This is a genomic window from Plantactinospora veratri, from assembly GCF_036421995.1.
Lineage (GTDB): Bacteria > Actinomycetota > Actinomycetes > Mycobacteriales > Micromonosporaceae > Plantactinospora > Plantactinospora veratri.
Window position 1 is genome coordinate 38,424 of sequence record NZ_JAZGQL010000005.1, and the last position, 21,577, is coordinate 60,000.

Genomic DNA, 21,577 nt, shown 5'->3' on the forward strand with positions numbered 1-21,577 from the left:
CGGATTCTGTTGTAGAAGGGGCCCTTCCTTACATGGGAAGGAGCTTTGTAGCGATGCAGAGGATCGCCCTGCACACCCGGCTCAAGTCGGGGCGGGAGGACGAGTACGACAGCGTCCACCAGGTCATCCCCGCCGAGCTGGACAGCGCGCTGCGCGCCGCCGGGGTGCACGCCTGGCGAATCTGGCGGGACGGGCAGGACCTGTTCCACCTGGTCGAGGTGGAGGACTACCAGCGGATGCGGCACGAGCTGCGCGACCATCCGGCGAACCTGCCGTGGCAGGCTCGGATGGCGGAACTGCTGGAGGTACGGGACGACTACTCCGGTAACGACTCCGGCCTGTCGCTGGTCTGGGAGCTGCCCGCCGGCCGGCCGGAGGATCGGGGCGACGACGAACGCGACGACGAACGCGACGAGGAGACGGCATGACCGGGATCAGGGTGGGGCGTTCCGCGGTGGTCGTGAGCCCGCTGGGCCTCGGCTGCGCCCCGATCGGCAACCTCTACACGGCGGTCGGCGAGGCCGAGGCGCTGTCGACCGTCGCGGCGGCCTGGGAGGCCGGGATCCGCTACTTCGACACCGCCCCGCACTACGGCCTCGGGCTCTCCGAGCGCCGGCTCGGCGACGCGCTGCGTACGCTGCCACGGGCCGAATACACCGTGAGCAGCAAGGTGGGGCGGCTGCTGGTACCGGACCGGTCCGGGGCGGGTCGGCGGGACGACGAGGGATTCGACGTACCGGCCGACTACCGGCGGCGCTGGGACTTCAGCGCCGACGGTGTCCGGCGGTCGCTGGAGGCGAGCCTGGTCCGGCTCGGCCTGGACCGGATCGACCTGGTGCTGATCCACGACCCGGAGGACCACCAGACCCAGGCGCTGGAGCAGGGCTATCCGGCCCTGCACGAGTTGCGGGCCCAGGGCGTCGTCGGCGCCATCGGGGTCGGCTCGAAGCAGTGGCAGGCGCTGCACCGGTTCGTCGCCGAGACCGACGTCGACGCGGTGATGGTGGCCGGCCGGTACACCCTGCTGGAGCAGCCGGCGCTGGACACGCTGCTGCCGGAGTGCGAGCGGCGCGATGTCTCGGTGCTGAACGCGGGCGTCTTCAACAGCGGGCTGCTCGCCGTGGAGCGGCCGCACGCCGGCCTGCCGTACGACTACGCCGACGCCCCGGCCGAGATCCTGGACCGGGCCCGGGCGATCGCCACGCTCTGCGCCGCGCACGGCACCACGCTGCCGGCGGCGGCGCTGGCCTTCGCCGCCGCGCATCCCGCCGTCGCCTCCGTGGTGGTCGGCGCGCACAACCCCGAGCAGGTACGCCGGAACGCCGCACTGCACGCCGCCGAACCACCGTCCGGTGAGTTCTGGTCGGAGTTGGTCGCCGTGGGACTGCTCCGCCCGGACGCGCCGGTCCCCACCCACCGGGTCGGTACCCGGTGATCGTCGACGCGCACCACCACCTCTGGCGGATCGAGGACGGCTACCGGTGGCTGGACGCACCCGAGCTGACCCCGATCCGCCGCTCGTTCCTCCCCGGCGACCTGGTCGCCGAGCTGACGGCGGCCGGAATCGACCGGACGGTACTGGTCGAGGGCGGTAGGTGCGACACCGCCGAGGCGAAGATCCTGCTCGGCTACGCGGTCGGCTGCCCGGCGATCGCCGGGGTGGTGGCCTGGGCCGACCCGGCCGATCCGGCGCTGGCCGAGACCATCGCCGGCTACCGCCGGCTGCCCGGCGCCGAGCTGCTGGTCGGGATCCGGCCACAGCTTCAGGCCGAGACCGACCCGGACTACCTGGACCGGCCGGAGGTGCGGCGCGGGCTGCGTACCGTCGCGGAAGCCGGACTCGCCTTCGACGTGGTCTGCCGGGCGGACCAGTTGCCGGCGGTGGCCCGGGCCGCCCGGGACGTGCCGGAGCTGCGGTTCGTGCTGGACCACCTGGGCAAGCCGGCGATCCGGGACGGTGCGGCCGGGCTGGCCGCCTGGGTCGGCCCGGTGGCGGAGTTGGCCGCCGCGCCGAACGCGACCGCGAAGCTCTCGGGGCTGGTGACCGAGGCCGACTGGCGGCGGTGGCTCCCGGCCGACCTGCGGCCGTTCGTGGCCGAGGCGGTCCGGCTGTTCGGGCCGGAGCGGCTGATGTTCGGCTCGGACTGGCCGGTCTGCCGGCTCGCCGCCGGTTACGGCGCGGTGCTGGCGGCGCTGACCGAGGTGCTGCCGCCGCTGTCGACGGCCGAGCGGTCGGCGGTCTTCGGCGAAACAGCGGTGCGGACCTACCGGCTCGGCACCTGACCGGGTCCTAGTCTTCGCGGTACGGCGGAAGGATGTGGGAGGAACGCGTGGCGGTCACAGACGAGGCGATCGACAAAATCAAACAGATGATCGTCGCCGGTGAACTGCGCCCCGGTGACCGGCTGCCCCGGGAACCCGACCTGGCCGAGCGGCTCGGCCTGTCCCGCAACTCGCTGCGGGAGGCGGTCAAGGCGCTCTCGCTGATCCGGGTCCTCGACGTACGCCAGGGCGACGGGACGTACGTGACCAGCCTCGACCCGGCGTTGCTGCTCGACGCGCTGAGCTTCGTCGTCGACTTCCACCGCGACGACACCGTGCTGGAGTTCCTGGAGGTACGCCGGATCCTGGAGCCGGCCGCGACGGCGCTGGCGGCGCAGCGGATGACCGAGGAGCAGTTGGCCAAGCTGCGCGGCGTGCTGGACGGGCTCGGGGAGGATCCGAGCATCGACGAGCTGGTCGCCAACGACCTGGAGTTCCACCGGCAGATCGCGGCCTGTGCCGGCAACAACGTGCTGACCTCGCTGCTGGACAGCCTCTCCGGGCCGACGACCCGGGCCCGGGTCTGGCGCGGGCTGACCCAGGAGGGCGCGGTCAGCAAGACCCGGGAGCAGCATGCGGCGATCCTGGACGCGGTCGCGTCGGGGCAGCCGGAGCTGGCCCGGGCGTGGGCGACCGTGCACATCGCCGGGGTGGAGGAGTGGCTGCGCCGGGTGCTCTGACGCCAGCCCCCGACACCGTCACCCGGGCAGGTCAGCGAGGTTCGGCTGCCGACCTCGTCCGGGTCGACGATTCGTCGCGTATCCGGTGTCGGTAGCGCAGCGGCGACTCGCCCACCTCGCGCTTGAACGCGGTGCTGAACGCACTCTCCGACGCGTAGCCGAGTTCCGACGCCAGCGAGCCGACCCGGACATCGCCGTCCCGGAGAGCCCGCTGCGCCAGCAGCATCCGCCAGCGGTTGAGATAGGCCAGCGGTGGCATGCCCGCCACGGTGCGGAAGCGTTCGGCGAACGACGTCCGGGACATCGCCGCGGCGTGGGCCAGTTCCGCCAGGCCCCAGGGCTTGCCGGGCTCGGCATGCATGAGGCGCAGCGCCGGGCGCAACCGTTCGTCGGTGAGCACCCGGAGCCATCCCGGTGGCAGCTCCGCCTGGTCGAGGTAGGCGCGCAGCACCTCCAGCAGCAGGAGTTGGCCGTACTGCCGGATCGCGAACGCGGAACCCATCCGGCTCCCGGTCACCTCGTCGAACAGCCGGTCGAGAGTCGCGCGCAGGTTGGTCGCCGTGGCGGCCGATGCCCGGACGTGCCCGACCGGCGGAAGCGCCTGGAGCAGCAGCGCCCGACCGGCGGGGTTGAGATCGACGCGACCGCCGACCACGACGTCGTCGGCGCCCCGGTCGGCACCGACGAGGCGGGGAGTGGAGAAGCCCGGCTCGGGCACTATCTCGCGGCGCGGTCCGTCGCCGGTGCCGCCCTCGAGTTCCAGCCACGACCGGTTGTGCAGGATGGCGACGTCGCCCGGCCCGAGGTCGATCGGCCCGTCGACGCCGTCGGTGGTCAGCCGGGCCCGACCGCAGACCAGCGCGAAGAACTTCAGCGGGCCGTCGACGGCGGCACGCGACACCCAGCGCCCCCGCATCGCGAAACCGCCCGACAGCAGGCCGCGGATCTCGACGAGGTCGAACGCCTCGGACAGCTGATCACCGGCCATCTCCGTACTATCACGCAAGAAATGCGGACTGACAACTATTCAGAGTCCGAGGAGTCGGGCGCAGGCTGATGGCATGACAGCCAAGCAGCAGCCAATCGGTACCGGATTCACCGCCGCCTCGACGGCCGACGACGTCCTGCGGGGCATCGACCTGACCGGCCGGAACGCCATCGTCACCGGCGGACACGCCGGGCTCGGCCTGGAGACCACCCGTGCGCTGCGCAAGGCCGGCGCAACCGTCACCGTCGGGGCGCGCAACCCGGAGCGCGCGGCGGCGGCGTTGGCCGGGATCGCCCGGGTCGAGATCGGGCCGCTGGACCTGCTCGACCCGACGTCGATCGACGCCTTCGCCGCCCGCTACCTCGACTCCGGCCGCCCGCTGCACATCCTGGTCAACAACGCCGGGATCATGAGCGGGCCGCTGTTCCGGGACGCGCGCGGCTACGAGTCGCAGTTCGCGACCAACCATCTCGGCCACTTCCAGCTGACCCTGGGTCTGCTCCCCGCACTGCGTGCCGCGCACGGCGCCCGAGTCGTCAACGTGACCTCCGGTGGCCACCGCCTCTCCGACATCCGCTGGGACGACCCGCACTTCGCCACCGGCTACGACGGCCTGCTCGCCTACGGCCAGTCCAAGACCGCCAACGTACTTTTCGCGGTTGAGCTGGACCGCCGATGGGCCGACGACGGGATCCGTGGCTACGCGGTGCACCCCGGCGTCGTCGTCGGCACCGGCCTGGGGCCGTCGCGGGTCGAGGACGGGCCCGGGGTGACCGAGGAACAACTGCGGGCCATGGGACTGGTCGACGAAGCCGGCCTGCCGGTCATCGACCCCGACCGGGAGAAGAAGACACCGCAACAGGGGGCCAGCACCAGCGTCTTCGCCGCGACCAGCCCACTGCTGGCCGGAATCGGCGGTGTCTACCTGAAGAACAACGACATCTCACCGCTGGGCACCCCGAAACCCATCCACTTCGGCGTCGAGCAGGACATCCCGTCCGACGTCGTGCCGCACGCCGTCGACCCGGAGTCGGCACGGCGACTCTGGGAGCTGAGCGAGCGACTGGTCAAGGCGTGACCCGGCCCCGTGGTCCCGGCCGGTCGCCGCGGCGGCCGGGTCTCAGTGCAGGCCGAGGCGGAAGACCTCGAAGCCGGCCGCGTACCTGACGCCCAGGCGGTTGCCGGTCTGCCGGGAGATGCCCTCCAGGAACTCCTCCGGGTCGAAGTCCCCGGTGCCGAGACCGCGCAGGTAGGCGGCATGCGCCTCGAGCGACCGGACGCCGAGGTCGAACGTGTCGGTGATGTCGACCGCGTGTTTCGACAGCGGTGAACCGGCCGTCCAGACCTCCCGGACCCCGCCCCACCGCTCCAGCCCCTCGTCGAGCTGCTCCCGGAACACCCAGCGGTTGGCCGCGTCGCGCACGGCGTCGAGAACGGCCCGGCCGGTGACGATGTGGTCGGACATGTTCAGCGCGTCGCCGGCCTCGTCCCAACTGTCCCGGAAGTTGTTGGTGATCACGATCTCCGGCCGGTACCTCCGGATCACCCGGCTCAGGTCACGGCGCAGCGCGACGCCGTACTCCAGTACGCCGTCGGGCAGCCCGAGGAAGTCGACCTGGGAGACCCCGACGATGGCCGCGGAGGCGCGCTGCTCCTCCTCGCGGACCGGTCCGGCCTCGGCCGGGTCCATCCCGTCGATGCCGGCCTCGCCGCTGGTGAGCAGCGCGTAGCTCACCTCCTTGCCCTGCCGGGTCCAGCGTGCGACGGCCGCGGCGGCGCCGAACTCCAGGTCGTCGGGGTGGGCGACGATGGCGAGCGCGCGCTGCCAGCTCTCGTCGACGGGCTGGAGCGGGTTGGGGACGACGGGTGTGTCAGCAGTCATGGGTCCATCTTGCTCGACGCGGGACTCCGCCTGTTCGCGCCTCCGCCGTTCAGCGGTACGGGTCGACGTGGATCTTCGGGGCGGCGCCCCAGCCGGGTTCGCGCTCGCCACGCAGCACCTCGGCCACCTCGGCCAGCCCGACCGTCGCCGCCACCAGCGGGCGCGGGTCGACCGCACCGGAGGCGTACAGCTCGATGGTGCCGGTGAGCCCGCCGGAGGCGCTGAGCACACCGATCGCGGTGACGTCCCTGAGCACCAGGTCGCGGGTGTCGAGCAGGCTCGGCCGCTCGGCGAGACCGATCCAGACCACCCGGCCGCCGGGCTCCACCCGCTGCACCGCGTACGCCGGAAGCCGCTCGTCGTTGCTGGCGTCGGCCACCGCGTCGAAGGGGAGTGCCGCCGGGGGCGGCAGGCTCCGCGCGGTCCAGGCGTACCGGAAGCCGAGCCGGCGGGCGAAGTCGAGCGACGCTTCGTCCCGGCCGAGCAGGTGCACCTCGGCACCCCGGGCCGCCGCGATCTGTGCCACCAGCAGACCGATGGTGCCGGGCCCGAGCACCAGCAGCCGCCGGCCGGGGCCGACCTGCGCCGCCTCGACCACCCGCAACGCGTTGCCGCCCGGTTCGACGAGTGCGCCGAGTGTCGCGTCGACCTGGTCGGGGAGCGGGTGCAGGGCCCGGACCGGCACCGGCAGTCGCTCGGCGAGCGCACCCGGCCAGCCGCCCCGGATGCCGATCTCGTGGCGGTCCGCGCAGAGGTGCTGCCGGCCGCCGAGACAGCGGGGGCAGCGACCGCAGCCGAGCATGGTGTCGCCGGTGACCCGTCGCCCCAGCCAGCTCTCCGGCACGCCGGGTCCGACCGACGACACCGCACCGCACCACTCGTGCCCGATCCGCAGCGGGTAGCGGGCGTCGCCGCTGTGCAGGTATGCCATCTGCCCCGAGAAGAACTCGGCGTCGGTGCCGCAGACACCGGCGCGCAGCACGTCGACGACGACCTCGCCCGGCCCGGCGACCGGAGGCGCGACCTCGCGTACCTCGGCGACACCCGGACCGGTCACCACGAAGGCACGCACGGTCAGGTCACCGCCCCGGGCGTGGCACGACCCTGCGGTACCGGCGGGATTCGCCGAAGACGGCATAGCTGGTACCCGAAGTTGTTCTTGATAATGGAGAGTATGCCTGCACTTCGGAGCGATCAGTGGTACGCCGGCTCGGACCGCAACGCCTACCTGCACCGCGCGTGGATGCGCCGTGGTGTGCCGGACTCGGCGTTCCAGGGACGGCCGCAGATCGCGATCGCCAACACCGCGTCGGACCTCACCCCCTGCAACCGGCACCTCGACGAGGTCGCGGCGAGCGTCGCCAACGGGATCTGGGAGGCCGGCGGGGTGCCGCTGAACCTGCCGGTGGTCTCGCTCGGCGAGACGCAGGTCCGGCCGACCGCGATGCTCTGGCGCAACATGGCCGCGATGGCGATCGAGGAGATGATCCGGGCCAACCCGATCGACGGGGTGGTGCTGCTCGGCGGCTGCGACAAGACCATCCCGGCGCTGCTGATGGGCGCCGCCTCGGTGGACCTGCCGGCGGTGGTGGTGCCGGGCGGTCCGATGTTGACCGGCACCTTCCGGGGCGTGCCGCTCGGCTGCGGCACCGACGTGTGGCGGCTCTCCGAGGAGGTACGCGCCGGCACGCTCTCCGCGGAGGGCTTCCTCGACTCCGAGTCGTCGATGATCCGCAGCCGCGGCCACTGCAACACCATGGGTACCGCCTCCACGATGGGCCTGCTCGCCGAGGTACTCGGGATGACCCTGCCGGGCACCGCCGGCCTGCCGGCCCCGGACAGCCGGCTGATGGCCCGCTCGCACGGCACCGGCAGGCTGATCGTGGAAATGGTCGCGGCACAGCGCCGGCCGAGTCAGGTGTTGACCGAGGCGTCGTTCCGGAACGCGATCGTCGCGTTGGCGGCGCTGGGCGGCTCCACCAACGCGGTCGTGCACCTGCTGGCCATCGCCGGCCGGGTCGGGGTGCCGATCACCCTGGACGACGTCGACCGGCTCGGCAGCGGCGTACCGCTCCTGGTCGACCTGCAACCGGCCGGCCGCTTCCTGATGGAGGACTTCCACCGGGCCGGTGGCCTGCCGGCGGTGCTGAACCAGGTCGCCGACCTGCTCGACCCGACCGCGCCGACGGTGACCGGCCGGCCGATCGGCGACTATCTCGGCGGGCACGAGATCAGCGACCCGGAGGTGATCCGGGCCCGCAGCGCGCCGCTGATGCCGGAGGCCGGGATCGCGGTGCTGCGGGGCAGCCTCGCACCGGCCGGCGCGATCATCAAACCCGCCGCCGCCTCCCCGCACCTGCTGCGGCACCGGGGCCGGGCGGTGGTCTTCGACTCGGTGGAGGACCTGCACGCCCGGCTCGACGACCCGGATCTCGACGTGGACGCCGACTCGGTGCTGGTGCTGCGCGGCTGCGGGCCGAAGGGCTATCCGGGGATGCCGGAGGTGGCCAACCTGCCCCTGCCGGAGAAGCTGCTGCGCCAGGGCGTACGCGACATGGTGCGGATCTGCGACGGCCGGATGAGCGGCACCGCGTACGGGACGGTGGTGCTGCACGTGGCGCCGGAGGCGGCTGCCGGTGGGCCGCTCGGCCGGGTACGCACGGGTGACCCGATCGTGCTCGACGTCGAGGCGCGCCGGCTCGATGTGGACATCCCGGACGCCGAGCTGGCGGCCCGGCCGCTCGCCGAGGCGATGGCGACCGCGTTCGCCCGGCCGGCCCGGGGATGGGAACGGCTCTACGTCGACACCGTGCTCGGGGCCGACACCGGCGCCGACCTGGCGTTCCTGGTCGGCGGCAGCGGCGACCAGGTGGCCCGCGAGTCGCACTGACGACCGGCACCCCCGGCGGAGCGTTCGCCGGGGGTGCCGGGTCGGTCCGGGGACAGCCCGCTTCCTACCGGTGCCGCGCCGCCTACAGCCGGGCGCCGAGCTGCGGATAGTCGCGCGGGCGCAGGAAGTCCGAGCCGCGGATGTTGCCGTCGGCGTCCCGGGGCCCGGTCAGCGTGCCCGGGTCGGTGCTGACCAGGTCGGCCGCGCTCCAGGAACTCTTGATGTTCCAGGAGTTGCCGGTGGCGGTGGAGGAGCCGAGCGAGACCCCGGCGCCGTTGGCGACGGCGAGGTTCCCGGTCAGCCGGGAGGTGGAGTTGGCGAACTTGAAGCCGCCGTCGCCGTTGCGCCAGGCGCTGTTCCGGTCGACGGTGATGGTGCCGGGGTTGCCGTTGTCGATGAATCCGCCGACGGCGTTGTCGAAGGCGACGCTGTTCCGGATGGTGTGGTTGGCCGGCGGATCGGGGTCACCGCCGCCCATCTTGAAGCCGTTGCCGTCGCCGACGTAGTCCGGCAGGTTCCACCGGTTGACGCCGTTGCCCCAGGCGGCCGAGTTCTCCACCAGGATGGGGGAGGTGAACAGCCAGGCGTCGAAGCCGTCGTCGGAGTTGTTCCACAGCCGGGCGCCGCGTACGACGTTGCCGCTGCCCGAGCCCTCCTTGATGGCGAGCCCGTCGGCGCTCTCGCCGTTCTTGCGCGGGTCGCGGTTGCCATACGCGTCGAGGTTGAGTACCTGGTTGTTGCTGGACGCGCCCTGGATCTGGAGCCCGGACTCGTAGTTGTCCCGAGTGACGAGCCGGTCGAAGACGTTGTTGTTGCAGTCCCGGCAGAAGATCGCGTACGGCCCGTGCGTGATCTCCAGTCCCCGGATCCGCCAGTGGTCGGCCTCGATGTGCAGCACCCCGCGCTCCAGGTTGGGGATGCTGCCGCCGACCGGTGCCGGGGTGTGCGGCAGGTTCTCCCCGTCCAGCACCACCCGTTCGCCGTTGTGGTTGCTGATCGTGTACGGGCTGGCCGAGGTGCCGTCCTTCATGATCCGTACGTTGGTGCCGAACTGGTAGGTGCCGCCCCGCAGCGCGATGGTGGTGCCCGGGGTGGCCAGCTCGACCGCCCGGCCCAGCGTCGCCAGCGGCGCGCTCAACGTGCCCGGGTTGGCGTCGTTGCCGTTCGTCGCCACGATCAGTGTCGACGCCGCGGCCTGCGCGGGGACGGTGGGGCCGAGACTGGTGCCCGCGGCAGCGGCGACGGTGGCAGCCAGCGCCGCTGTCAGTGCCGTTCGGTGCAGTCGTCGAGGCATCGAGAAACTCCCTGGTGGTCGACGGGGCGGGCGGGTCCGCGCCGGGTCGCGCGGACCCGCCCGGTGTGGCCGGGGTGTTACCGGTAGGTGAGGTCGGACGACGAGTAGATGCAGTTGGTACCGTCGGCGCCGGTGCCGACCTGGGTGGGTTCGTCGCCGTCGTCGTTGCCGTTGTACTTGCGGCAGATCACCATCGACCGGCCGGAGTCGTTGACGATGGTGATCCCGCTGAACCGGGCGGTGTCGCCGTAGTTCACGTTGATCCCGGCGACGGTGTTGCCGGGCCGGGTCAGCGTGACGTTGCGGATCACGACGTTGCGCTGGTGCTGGGTCGAGCAGTTGCCGCAGGAGCGGTAGAAGGTGCCGAAGTTGTTGGCCTGGAAGTTCTGGATGGTCAGCGTGCCGGGCCCGTTGTGCTGGAAGACCTTGTCGCTGGCGCTGCGTGCGCCGCCGCCGTCGACCAGGAAGCTCGGCGATCCGCTGCCCCGGAAGGTGGCGGCGTCCTCGCCGACGTCCTCCCACCAGACGTTGCGCAGGGTGCACGGGCCGGAGCAGTGCACGCCGTCACCGGCCGGGGCGCCGATGATCACGTTCTGCAGGGTGGCGCCGGAGGCGAGGCTGAACATCGGGTCCTGGTCCTCTTCCTGGCCGCCGTCGCCGATGCAGCAGTACCGGCGCATCCCGCCGTCGAGGGTGCCGGAGACCGAGATGGTGCCGTTGACCCCGACCTGCCCGGTCGGGGTGGGCCAGCCGCCCGTCGGCGGCGGGTTCGTCGGGGGCGTACCCCCACCGCTGACTGTGGCCAGCCGCCACTGCTGGTTCGTGCCGTCCAGGTCGGCGAACTGGGCGATCGGGGCGCCGTCGGCGGTCGACCACTCCCAGACGTCGAGTGCCTTGCCGCTGTGCCGGTTGATGAACCGGACGTGCCCGCCGTCGGAGTCGGCCAGCCGGAAGTGCTGCCGGGTGTTGTTGTTGTCGGTGGTCTGGACCAGCCGGGTGCCGTCGTCGGCGTTGGGCAGTTCCAGCACCTTGCCGCTGTGCACCGAGCGGATCCGGTAGTAGCCGCTGCCGGCGTCGACGAACCGCCACTGCTGGACGGCCAGGTCGTTGCGGGCGAACTGGACGATCGGCGCACCGTCGTTGGTGGCCCAGTTGTGGACGTCCAGTGCCTTGCCGCTGTGCCGGGAGACGATCACGTAGGTGGCGTTGGTGTCGACGGTCGCGGCCGAGGCGGTACCGACGTCGACGACGCCGATCGTCGCCACTGCGGCGAGGGTGGTCGCGCCGGCCAGGATTGCCGCCCGCCAGCGTCTGGCGGGCCGGACGATGCCGCCCGGCGCCATGGACTGCGTCATATCGGGGGACCTCCAGGAGCGTGGGGTGGTGGTCGGGGAACTAGGAACGCGCTTTCCTGCCAGGGTCGGAATCCTGTCGATCGATCAACCTCCAGTGCTGGTAGTGCGGCCGGGAGCCGTACGCCGGCTCCGCCGCGCTGTCGGACCCGCTCCCCGGGTGGTCGCGCCATCCGTCGCGGACGCCGGGACCGACCGGTCGGGGCGGCTGCCCTGTCGCCGCCGTTGGAGCGCACGCTGTACTACGGCGGGGCGGGCGGGGCCACTGTAGATCCGACACTGACCGCAGTCAATGCTCCGCGCAATTCGCGAGGAGTTTGTTTCATCGGTTGACGTAAACCGAAACCCGGTCGTAGCCTTTCGGCAAGATCGGACCCGCCGACCGCTCTCGCTGCTCCACAGTGCTCCGACGCCGCCGATTCCGGCCCGGGCCGGCGCGACCGATCCGTCGCCGCAGCCGATGTGGCGCGGCCCGCCCCGGGTGCGTCCGCACCAGCCTGAAACCCGCACCGGGCGCGCCGGCAACTCCTGAAGGGACTGGGACCCCGTGACTGACCCAACGGCAAGAGTCGCCCGGACACCGATGAGTCGCCGGACCGTGCTGAGGACCGCCGGACTCACCGGACTCGGCCTCGGCCTCGGCACCTCCGCGTGCGGCCGGGGGTTCGGCGGCGGTGACGACGCCGAGGGCGGCACCGTCGCGCTCAACATGGTCTGGTGGGGCGACGCCAAGCGGGCCGAGAAGACCCAGGCCGCACTGGACGTCTTCCTGCGGAAGAACCCCGGCGTCACCGTGCGGACCGAATACCAGGACAGCGGGCCGTACAAGGACAAGCTGGCCACCCGGTTCGCCGCCGGAGACGCGCCGGACGTGATGGCGATGCGGATGGACAGCCTGCGCGAGTACGCCGACCGGGGCGCCCTGCTCGACCTCGGGCAGCACGCCGACGTGCTGGACCTGACCGGGCTGAGCGAGAACGCCCGGGCGCTGGCCACGGTCGGCGACCGGACGTACGGGGTACCGGCCGGGCTCAACGCGATCGGCTTCGTCGTCAACCGGACGCTGACCGAGAAGTACGGCGTAGCGGTGCCGGACGGCGACACCTGGAACTGGCCGGACCTGGCGAGCTTCGCCCGGGAGGTGACCAGGGCCAGCGGCGGCAGGGTCTACGGCACCAACTTCGAGGCGTACACCCTGGCCAACATCATCGTCTTCACCCGGCAGCGGGGCGAGGACTTCTACACCGCCGACGGAGGGCTCGGGGTCAGCGAGGCGACCGTCGCCGACTGGTTCGGGATGGTCGAGTCGATGCGCGCCGAGGGCGGCTTCCCGCCGGCCGGGTTCATCGAGAAGATCGGCGCCTCCGCGGAGCAGTCCTACCTGGCCAAGGGCTCCATCGCGTCGCAGATCATCCCGACCAACAACCTGCTGGCCTTCAACGCGGCCGCCGGGGGCGATCTCGCCCTGCTGCGCATTCCCGGCGAGACCCGGAGCGTCCGTCGCGGCCAGTCCGTCGACTGCCCGCACCTCTGGTCGATCGCCGCCGCCTCCAGACACCGCGCCGAGGCGTTGCGGCTGCTCGACTTCCTGGTCAACGACGTCGAGGCGTCGAAGGCCACCGGCACCACCCGGGGCGTGCCGGCGAACTCGACGGTGGCCGAGGAGATCAAGCCGACCCTGAGCCGGGACGACCAGGTCGCCACCGAATACCTCGGCGGGTTGCAGCGGGAACAACTGCCCCGCTCGTACACCTATCCACCCGGCTCGTCGAAGATCGCCGCCACCCTGGAGTCGATCGCCGCCGAGGTCGAGTTCAAGCGGCAGACCCCGCGGCAGGCGGCGAAGGCGTTCGTCGAGGCCGGCCGGAAGGCGCTCGGCAGGTGAGGCCACCCTCCCCGGCGGGGGACGGCCGACCGTGAGCACGACGACCGGAGCGCCGGCCGGCGCCGGGGTCCGGCTCGATCCGGGTACGCCGCCGCCCGCCGCCCGGCGGGCCCGGCCGCGCCGGGACCGGGCCGGCTACCTGTTCCTGCTGCCCTGGTTCCTCGGGATGCTCTTCACGGTGATCCCGTTCTTCGCCTCGCTCTACCTGGCGTTCACCGACTACAACCTGCTCAACGCGCCCCGCTGGACCGGCGCGGAGAACTTCACCGAGATGCTGCACGACCCGCTGCTGCGCCAGTCGCTGAAGGTGACCTTCGTCTACACCTTCGTCTCGGTGCCGCTCTCCCTGGTCGTGGCGCTCGGGGTGGCGATGCTGCTCAACCGCGGCATCCGGGGGCTGGCCGTCTACCGGGCCGTCTTCTACCTGCCGTCACTGCTCGGCGGCAGCGTCGCGGTGGTGCTGCTCTGGCGGTACGTCTTCGGCCTGGACGGGATCGTCAACGCCTTCCTCGGCTGGTTCGGCATCGACGGACCCGGCTGGACCTCCGACCCCGACTACGCGCTGACCACCCTGATCGTGCTGCACATCTGGACCTTCGGCTCGCCGATGGTGATCTTCCTCGCCGGGCTGCGCCAGATCCCGGCCATGTACTACGAGGCCGCCGCGACGGACGGGGCGTCGAGGTGGCGGCAGTTCCGCTCGGTGACGCTGCCGCTGCTCAGCCCGATCATCTTCTTCAACCTGATCCAGTCGCTGATCACGTCGTTCCAGACCTTCACCCAGGGATTCGTGCTCAGCGGCGGCACCGGCGGCCCGGCCGACTCCACGATGTTCTACAACCTCTACCTCTACCAGCAGGGATTCTCCCAGTTCAACATGGGCTACGCCTCGGCCATGGCCTGGATGCTGCTGGTCATCATCGCGGCCTTCACCGCACTGAACTTCCTGGCCGCGAAGTACTGGGTCTTCTACGACAACTGAGGTCACGCCATGTCGATCGGAACGAAGACTCCGGCCAGGGTCGCCCGGCGGCGGGCCGAGGAGGAGAGCCACCTCGAACGGGTGGGGAGCACCCGCCGGTCCCGGTTCACCCGGCACGTACTGCTCTGCCTGTTCGGTGCGGTGATGCTCTACCCGCTGCTCTGGATGGTCTCCAGCTCGGTCAAGCCGAGCCGGCAGGTCTTCACCGACCTCTCGCTCTGGCCGGCGGACTGGGACCTGAGCAACTATCCCGACGGCTGGGTCGCGCTGGAGCAGCCGTTCAGCGTCTACCTGGCCAACTCGTTCGTGATCGTCGTACTGAGCATCGTCGGCAACCTGCTCTCCTGCTCGCTGGCGGCGTACGGCTTCGCCCGGCTGGACTTCACCGGCCGCAAGCTCTTCTTCGCCCTGATGCTCGGCACCATGATGCTGCCCGGGCACGTGCTGCTGGTGCCGCAGTACATCGTCTTCGCCAAGCTGGGCTGGATCAACACGTACTACCCGCTGCTGGTGCCGAACTTCCTGGCCACCAACGCGTTCTACATCTTCCTGATGGTGCAGTTCATGCGGGCGCTGCCCCGGGAACTCGACGACGCCGCCCGGATCGACGGCTGCGGGCCGTTCCGGACCTTCTGGAGCGTCATCATGCCGCTCTGCATGCCCGCCTTCGCCACCACCGCGATCTTCACCTTCATCTCGGTCTGGAACGAGTTCTTCGGCCCGTTGATCTACCTGACCGACTCCGAGCTGTACACCGTGCCGCTGGCGCTGCGGCAGTTCGTCGACTCCGAGGGCCAGTCCCAGTGGGGGCAGATGTTCGCGATGTCGTTCCTGTCGCTCGCCCCGGTGATCGGGTTCTTCATCGCCGGCCAGAAATACCTGGTCAAGGGCATCGCCACCACCGGCCTGAAATAGCCGGCCGAGGACGGGGAGGAGGCGACGATGCAGGACCGCGACAGCCCGGCCGACCCGGTCAGGCTGAGCCTGGCCGGTCGGGCCGTCGCCGACTACGTCTGGCAGCCGAGGCTGCCGCACACCCTGTCGCCCCGGCCCTTCCTGCATCCGGTACGCACCCTCGCCGGCACCGAGGTCACCGAGTCGATGCCCGAGGACCACCTGCACCACCTCGGGGTCAGCGTCGCGGTCGCCGACGTGGGCGGCGCCAACTTCTGGGGTGGGCGCACCTACGTGCCCGGGCACGGGCCGGTGCAGCTGTCCAACCACGGCAGCCAGCACCATCGCGCCTGGACTACCCGGACCAGCACCGACGTACGCCACGAGCTGCGCTGGGTCGGCCCGGACGGCACCGAACTGCTGCACGAGCGCCGGCGGATCGCCGCCCTGCCGCTCACCGGGCAGGCGTGGGCGCTGGACTTCGGTTTCGAGCTGACCAACGTGACCGCCGAACCGCTGACCTTCGCCAGCCCCGCCACCAACGGGCGGCTCGGCGCCGGGTACGGCGGGTTCTTCTGGCGGGCCCGGCGCGGCGACCGGCGAGTGTACGTGCTGGGCCCGGAACGGACCGGCGAGCGGCACCTGCACGGCCGGCGAGCCGCCTGGCTGGCGCTGACCGGCACCAGCACCGACCCGTGGACGCTGATCTTCGTCCCGGCGGGGCGGCCGGACCGGACCGACCTGTGGTTCGTGCGCAGCCGCGACTACGCCGGCGTCGGTTCCGCGCTGGCCTGGACGCAGCCGCTGGTCGTCGCGCCCGGCGGCCGGGTGCACCGGCGCATCGTCACCGTCGTCGCCGACGGCAGGCTACGCTCCCGACAGGTCGCCGACCTCGCCGGCACGGTGGCGGCGATCCCGGCCGAGGCGGCCCGGTCGTGAGCACCGGCCGTCGGGCCGAGCCCGGTGGCGCGGCCGTCCGGGCCGGCGGCGAACCTCGGCGGTTGGCGTACCACGGGGGGCACGCGACGAGAGGCGGCGAGGTAACGATGGCACGTCCCGGCGTACCGGATCCGGCGCTCGCCGACCGGCCGCCCGGCACCGCCGTACTCCGGGTCCAGGGCCGCGACGTCGCCCGCTACACCTGGCGGCCCGACCTGCCGCTGGCGATGTCCCCGCGCCCCTACCTGCACCCGGTGCGCACCCTCGCCGGCAGTACGGTCACCGACGCCGCCCCCGATTCCCACCCGCACCAGTTGGGGATCAGCCTCGCCGCCCCGGACGTCGGCGGACGCAACTTCTGGGGCGGGCGCACCTTCGTGGCCGGACACGGCCCGGCCTGGCTGGACAACCACGGTCTCCAACAGCACCGGCGCTGGCTCCGGCACACCGGCGAGGAACTGGTGCACACGCTGGTCTGGACGGACGCGCACGACCGCACGCTCCTGGCCGAGCAGCGCGCCATCACCTGCCGGCCGGTCGACGGGACCGCCTGGTCGCTGGGCCTGCACACCCGGCTGGCCAACGTCACCGACCGGCCGTTGACCATCCGCAGCCCGGCGGCGCAGGGCCGGGCCGGGGCGGGCTACGGCGGGTTCTTCTGGCGTGGCCCGGCCGTCGCCGACACCGCCCGGATCCTCAGCCCCGCCGGCACCGACGCGGCCGCCGTCAACGGCAGCCTCGCCGGCTGGGTCGCGGTCACCGGCACCGGCGAGGCCGGCCCCTGGACCGTGCTCTTCGTGCCGGGTGACGACACCACCGCCCGGGACAGATGGTTCGTCCGGGCCCGCGACTATCTCGGGGTCGGCTCGTCGCTGACCTGGGACCGACCGCTGGTGCTCGGCCCGGCCGAGACGATCAGCCGGCACCTGGTCACCGTCGTCGTCGACGGTGCCCTGTCGACGACGACCGCCGGGGTACTCGCCGACGGTGTCCGGCAGCCGGCATGACCGGACCGATCCGGCCGAGCCGACCCCGGCAGGCCGAGCAGCCCGTCCGGCAGGAGAGCCTGCGCAGCATCAACCTCGAACTCGTCTTCCGGCAGATCCTCGCCGCCGCGCAGCCGATCTCCCGTACCGAACTCGCCGCGGTCACCGGGCTGACCCGGCCCACCATCACCCGGATCGTCGAGGACCTGCTGGGCGGTCGACTCGTCACCGAGACCGGCCTCGCCCACGACGGTCGGGCCGGCCGGCCCCGGATCGGGCTGACCGTCTCCGAACGGGGACCGGCCGGGCTCGGCCTCGACATCCGCGCCGACGGGCTCGCCGCGTGCGTCGTCGACCTCACCGGTACCGTCCGGCACCTGGCCTTCGCCCCGGCGAGCTACGCCGACCGGGGCGCCCCGGCCGTGCTGGCCGACCTGGCCGAGATGGCGGACGCCGCCGTGCGTGCCGTCGCGGCCGAGGACCTCGCCGTCGTCACCGCGACCCTCGCCGTGCCCGGTCCGGTCGACGCCGGGCTGGTCAGGTCCGCCCCGGCGCTGGGCTGGCGCGACGCCGACGCCGGTACGCTGCTGCGGGCCGCCACCCGGCACCTCGAGCTGCCGATCACCGTCGACAACGAGGCCAACCTCGCCGCGCTCGGCGAGCTGTACGCGACCCACAACACCCTGGACAGCTTCGTCTACGTCTCCGGTGGACTGGGCATCGGTGCCGGGATAGTCCTGGACGGACGGTTGATGCGCGGCTCGCGGGGCTGGAGCGGCGAGCTCGGGCACGTCACCGTCCATCCGGACGGCAAGCCCTGCCCCTGCGGCTCCCGGGGTTGCCTACAGACGTACGCCAGCCTGGAGGCGATCCTCGGCGCCGAACCGGCACCGCCGGGTACCACTCCGGACGCCGAGATCACCGCGCGGGCCGACGCCGGCCGCCCGGACACCCTGGCCGCGCTCGACGTCGCCGGTACCGCGCTGGGCGTCGCGCTCTCCGACATGCTCAACATCCTCGACATCGGCTCGGTACTCCTCGGCGGCAGCTTCTCGCTGCTGGCGTCCTGGCTCACCGCCAACGTCCGGGCCGAGATCGACCAGCGGGTGCTGACCACGGACTGGGCGCCGGTGACCGTCCGACCCGCCCTGCTCGGCCCGGACGCGGCCGTGATCGGCGCCGCCCTGACCTCCGTCGACCAGGTCCGCCAGCGGCCGGCCGGTTGGCTGTCGCGCCAATCGGGACGGTCCGGAGCGTCCCGGCCGAGGCAACCGGCGAAGCGGTCCGGGTAGCGCCCGACCTCGCCGGGGGAGGGAACCGCCGGGCCGCGGGTGCGGACGCGGAGCGTCGCGGCCGGGTGCCGGGAAGGCGCCTGATGGACGAGAAGCGCGAACTGCCCGGTTGGACGGATGTGTGATCCCGAAAGGACAACGGTGGTTGTCCATGGCCGTGACGTCGCATAGCGTCCCTGTCGTTGCCCGCGTGTCCGGATGGATGCGGGCGGTTACTGCTTCGCTAGCGCGCGGAAGGGGAGGGACGTGCAACGACTGACATTCAGCGGGGGGATGAGATGGGCAGGCGGGCGAAGGCGCCTGCTCGCGGCGTCGGTACCCGTGCTGCTGGTCGCGGCGGCCGGGATGGCGGTCGGCGGCGCCGGGCCGGCGACCGCTGACCGGGCGGCCCGGTTCACACCGACCGAGCGAGACTTCTACATCAACTACGTCGACCCGAAGGTCGAGCGGCCCAGCGACGGCCCCGAGGTGGTGGTCCAGGGCGGCAAGCGCAAGGTCAAGCGGGCCAAGCCGGATCCGGTCAGCGCGTTCGGCCGGAAGTTCGCCGAGGGCAACCCGGTGGCGGCCCGGAGCCTGGCCAGGACCGAGGCCGAGGCGATCCGGACCGGCAAGAACCCCCGGCACATCCGCTACAAGCAGGCCGAGGAGACGCAGGTCGCGAAGCTGCTGACCATCCTGGTCGAGTTCAACCCCGAGGCGGACGACGACTTCACCGGCGTGATGGTGCCGCGGGCGACCTTCGACGACGCGACCACGCCGGAGAACGAGCGGGAGTGCGTGCCCGGCAACGTCCAGAACGGGCCGCTGCACAACAACATCCCGAACCCGGCGAAGGCCTCCCACCCGGACAACAACTCGATGTGGGTGCCGGACTTCTCCACCGAGTTCTACAACAAGATGCTCTACAGCCGGGAGGGCATCACCGAGCGGGTCCGCACCGACCTGCGCGGCCCGGACGGCCGGCGCGGCATCGACCTGCGCGGCTACACGATGCGCAACATGTACCTGGAGATGTCCAAGGGCGCGTACACGGTGAGCGGCGAGGCGACCCCCTGGGTGACCGTGCCGCACTCCGAGGCGTGGTACGGCGCCGACACCTGCACCCAGGCCGACGGCGAGTGGGTGGCCGGGGCCAGCCAGGACATGAACGGGCACCCGGACAACCCGGCGGGTCCCGGCGCGCTCGGCGTCGACGCGGTCAACGTGCTGGCCGCGCAGAACCCGGACTTCCCGTGGGCCGACTACGACATCGAGGATGTCGCGGACGCCGACGGCGACGGCAACCTCAACGAGCCGGACGGCGTCATCGACCACCTGGTGCTGGTGCACGCGGGCGAGGACAAGTCCGGCGGCGGCGGCGCCGAGGGGCCGTACGCGATCTGGGCGCACTCGTCCGCGATCGTGCCCGGCCACACCATCCCGGGCACCGACAAGATGATCAGCAACTACATCGTCCAGCCGGAGGACTCCGGCGTCGGTGTCTTCGCCCACGAGTACGGCCACGACCTCGGCCTGCCCGATCTCTACGACATCGGCTCGGGCGGCGACTCGGACGTCGACTTCTGGGACCTGATGTCGTCCGGCTCGCACACCGGCCCGATCTTCCAGGGCATCCCCACCCACATGGGTCTCTGGGACAAGTTCGTGCTCGGCTGGGCCGACCCGGTGATCCTGAACCCCGGCGACGACCCGGCCCGGGTCAAGCTCGGGCAGACCTCGCGGACCCCGGTCGGCACCGAGGACGGGGTCCGGGTGAACCTGCCGGCCAAGCAGATCACCCTCTCCACCCCGCACAGCGGGGAGGGTCAGTGGTGGACGAACAACGACCAGTCCTGGGCCGACGTGCGGCTGACCCGTTCCCTGGAGGTGCCGGCCGGCTCCGACGTGCGGTTCTGGCTCTGGAACAACTACTCCATCGAGGAGGACTGGGACTACGGCTTCGTCGAGGTCTCCACCGACGGTGGCAGCACCTGGGCCGAGCAGAAGGTCTTCGACGCGGCCGGCAACCTCGTCTCCACCGACGACGGTGACCCCGACCCGAACGGCCGGCTGCACGACTACGGCGACAAGAAGTACGGGTTGACCGGCAGTACCGGCGGGCAGTGGCGGCACGACTACGTCAACCTGACCGGCTTCGCCGGCCAGACCGTCCAACTGCGACTGCGGTACGCCACCGACGCCGCGTTCGAGGACACCGGCTGGTTCACCGACGACTTCTCGGTGACCGCCGACGGCGCGACCGTCTGGTCGGACGACGTGGAGAGCGGTGCCAACGGCTGGACCGCGACGGTCGGCACCTTCACCAACACCACCGGTACCGGCTGGAGCATCTCGCCCGGCGAGTTCTCCTACGCGCACTACTACCTCGCCGAGTGGCGCAACCACGACGGCTTCGACGAGGGTCTGAAGTACGCGTACCAGACGAACTACAACCGGGACGGTGCCTGGAAGGTGGACCGGGTGCCTTACAACGCCCCCGGCATGCTCGTCTGGTACCGGGACACCAGCTACGGCAACCTGAACCTGGTCCTGGACAACCTCTACGACCCGCCGAGCATCGGCGCCAAGGGCGGTCTGCTGATCGTGGACTCGCACTTCGACCCGTACCGCCGGCAGGGCACGGCGGCGGCGAAGGACCCGTCGGGGCTGGACAACCTGCCCTCGCGGCCGCAGTCGTCGAACGCGGCGTTCGGCTTCGGCAGGACCTACCCGTTCACCGAGTGTTTCGAGGCGCCGAACGAGCCGTTCAGCGCGTACTGCACCAAGTTCGGGTCCCAGCCCGGGGTGAGGTCCTTCACCGACGCGAAGGGCTGGTACCCGGGCATCGAGTACCGCCCGGACCTCGACGCGGAGAGCCCGCTCTTCTTCCGGGACGCCGACGCGTCGGTCGTGGTCCCCTCCGAGGGAAACGCGCCCTACTCGGTGCGGACCGTGGACCGCAACGGCAAGCCGGCGCGGAGCCAGTACGGCCTCGACCTGGGTGGCGGAGTCGTGACCGGCACCGGCAATCCGGGTGATGCCGGGGTGGACCTCGGCGTCCGGTTCGAGTTGCTCCAGCCCGGCCACCGCAACCAGTGGGCGGTCGTCCGGGTGGTGCCACCCGGCGCACCGTAGCCGGTACCGGGCAGATCCACCGGTCTCCAGGGGCCGCCGTCAGCATCCCGCTGGCGGCGGCCCCGCCCGTTTCCCGT

18 protein-coding genes are annotated in these 21,577 nt (G+C 71.9%); 13 read left to right on the forward strand and 5 right to left on the reverse strand.

Translation table 11 applies throughout. The annotated features are described in order from the left end of the window. Positions 1-53: 53 nt before the first annotated feature. Genes V1634_RS06360 through V1634_RS06375 form a run of 4 tightly spaced genes read left to right on the forward strand, consistent with a single transcriptional unit; the run spans position 54 to position 3,002 of the window. Positions 54-428, forward strand: a complete 375-nt coding sequence (locus tag V1634_RS06360) for an L-rhamnose mutarotase (RefSeq protein WP_331206805.1) — start codon at positions 54-56, stop codon at positions 426-428. Continuing rightward, complete coding sequence (locus V1634_RS06365; RefSeq protein ID WP_331206806.1) at positions 425-1,435, forward strand: aldo/keto reductase; 1,011 nt, start codon at positions 425-427, stop codon at positions 1,433-1,435. Before V1634_RS06360 ends, V1634_RS06365 begins: the two co-directional genes overlap by 4 nt. Continuing rightward, positions 1,432-2,283 (forward strand): amidohydrolase family protein, encoded by an 852-nt coding sequence (locus tag V1634_RS06370; protein WP_331206807.1) that lies wholly within the window; start codon positions 1,432-1,434, stop codon positions 2,281-2,283. The genes V1634_RS06365 and V1634_RS06370 overlap by 4 nt, the downstream gene beginning before the upstream one ends. 47 nt (positions 2,284-2,330) lie before the next feature. Beyond that, the gene (locus V1634_RS06375) at positions 2,331-3,002 is read left to right on the forward strand and encodes a FadR/GntR family transcriptional regulator (RefSeq protein ID WP_331206808.1); all 672 of its coding nucleotides are present in this window, start codon (positions 2,331-2,333) and stop codon (positions 3,000-3,002) included. Positions 3,003-3,033: 31 nt separating this feature from the next. Here V1634_RS06375 and V1634_RS06380 read toward each other — a convergent pair whose 3' ends face one another. Further along, entirely contained in the window at positions 3,034-3,990 is a 957-nt protein-coding gene (locus tag V1634_RS06380; protein WP_331206809.1) for an AraC family transcriptional regulator, read from the reverse strand. A gap of 73 nt (positions 3,991-4,063) precedes the next feature. Here V1634_RS06380 and V1634_RS06385 point away from each other — a divergent pair, with 73 nt between their 5' ends. Next, complete coding sequence (locus V1634_RS06385) at positions 4,064-5,068, forward strand: SDR family NAD(P)-dependent oxidoreductase (RefSeq protein ID WP_331206810.1); 1,005 nt, start codon at positions 4,064-4,066, stop codon at positions 5,066-5,068. A gap of 42 nt (positions 5,069-5,110) precedes the next feature. On the opposite strand, the gene V1634_RS06390 is transcribed toward V1634_RS06385, so the two are convergent. Further along, positions 5,111-5,872, reverse strand: coding sequence for a PIG-L deacetylase family protein (locus tag V1634_RS06390; protein ID WP_331206811.1), 762 nt, complete (start codon positions 5,870-5,872; stop codon positions 5,111-5,113). A gap of 49 nt (positions 5,873-5,921) precedes the next feature. Beyond that, positions 5,922-6,944 carry a zinc-dependent alcohol dehydrogenase gene (locus tag V1634_RS06395; RefSeq protein WP_331206812.1) on the reverse strand — a complete coding sequence of 341 codons (1,023 nt, stop codon included), beginning with the start codon at positions 6,942-6,944 and terminating at the stop codon, positions 5,922-5,924. A 102-nt stretch (positions 6,945-7,046) separates the two neighbouring features. On the opposite strand from V1634_RS06395, the gene V1634_RS06400 reads away from it, so the two are divergent. Next, on the forward strand, positions 7,047-8,762 hold the full coding sequence (locus V1634_RS06400; protein WP_331206813.1) for a dihydroxy-acid dehydratase: 1,716 nt from the start codon (positions 7,047-7,049) through the stop codon (positions 8,760-8,762). Between the two features lie 82 nt (positions 8,763-8,844). Here the strand turns inward: V1634_RS06400 and V1634_RS06405 are convergent, their stop codons facing one another. Together V1634_RS06405 and V1634_RS06410 are read right to left on the reverse strand one after the other, a co-directional pair. Then, entirely contained in the window at positions 8,845-10,056 is a 1,212-nt protein-coding gene (locus tag V1634_RS06405) for a right-handed parallel beta-helix repeat-containing protein (protein ID WP_331206814.1), read from the reverse strand. Positions 10,057-10,133: 77 nt separating this feature from the next. Further along, on the reverse strand, positions 10,134-11,411 hold the full coding sequence (locus tag V1634_RS06410) for a pectate lyase (RefSeq protein WP_331206815.1): 1,278 nt from the start codon (positions 11,409-11,411) through the stop codon (positions 10,134-10,136). Between the two features lie 580 nt (positions 11,412-11,991). Here V1634_RS06410 and V1634_RS06415 point away from each other — a divergent pair. The 7 genes from V1634_RS06415 to V1634_RS06445 all read left to right on the forward strand — a co-directional run bounded on the left by V1634_RS06415 (position 11,992) and on the right by V1634_RS06445 (position 21,500). Beyond that, complete coding sequence (locus V1634_RS06415; protein ID WP_331206816.1) at positions 11,992-13,293, forward strand: ABC transporter substrate-binding protein; 1,302 nt, start codon at positions 11,992-11,994, stop codon at positions 13,291-13,293. 31 nt (positions 13,294-13,324) lie between these two features. Next, a complete protein-coding gene (locus tag V1634_RS06420) occupies positions 13,325-14,275 on the forward strand; it encodes a carbohydrate ABC transporter permease (protein ID WP_331206817.1) in 951 nt (316 codons plus the stop codon). Positions 14,276-14,284: 9 nt separating this feature from the next. After that, on the forward strand, positions 14,285-15,190 hold the full coding sequence (locus V1634_RS06425) for a carbohydrate ABC transporter permease (protein ID WP_331206818.1): 906 nt from the start codon (positions 14,285-14,287) through the stop codon (positions 15,188-15,190). Positions 15,191-15,217: 27 nt separating this feature from the next. After that, complete coding sequence (locus V1634_RS06430; RefSeq protein WP_331206819.1) at positions 15,218-16,108, forward strand: DUF6807 domain-containing protein; 891 nt, start codon at positions 15,218-15,220, stop codon at positions 16,106-16,108. A 107-nt stretch (positions 16,109-16,215) separates the two neighbouring features. After that, on the forward strand, positions 16,216-17,115 hold the full coding sequence (locus tag V1634_RS06435) for a DUF6807 domain-containing protein (RefSeq protein ID WP_331206820.1): 900 nt from the start codon (positions 16,216-16,218) through the stop codon (positions 17,113-17,115). Continuing rightward, positions 17,112-18,386 carry an ROK family transcriptional regulator gene (locus tag V1634_RS06440; RefSeq protein WP_331206821.1) on the forward strand — a complete coding sequence of 425 codons (1,275 nt, stop codon included), beginning with the start codon at positions 17,112-17,114 and terminating at the stop codon, positions 18,384-18,386. The genes V1634_RS06435 and V1634_RS06440 overlap by 4 nt, the downstream gene beginning before the upstream one ends. Positions 18,387-18,659: 273 nt before the next feature. Then, positions 18,660-21,500: an immune inhibitor A domain-containing protein gene (locus tag V1634_RS06445; protein WP_331206822.1), complete on the forward strand. Its 2,841-nt coding sequence runs from the start codon at positions 18,660-18,662 to the stop codon at positions 21,498-21,500. The last annotated feature ends 77 nt before the right edge of the window (positions 21,501-21,577 follow it).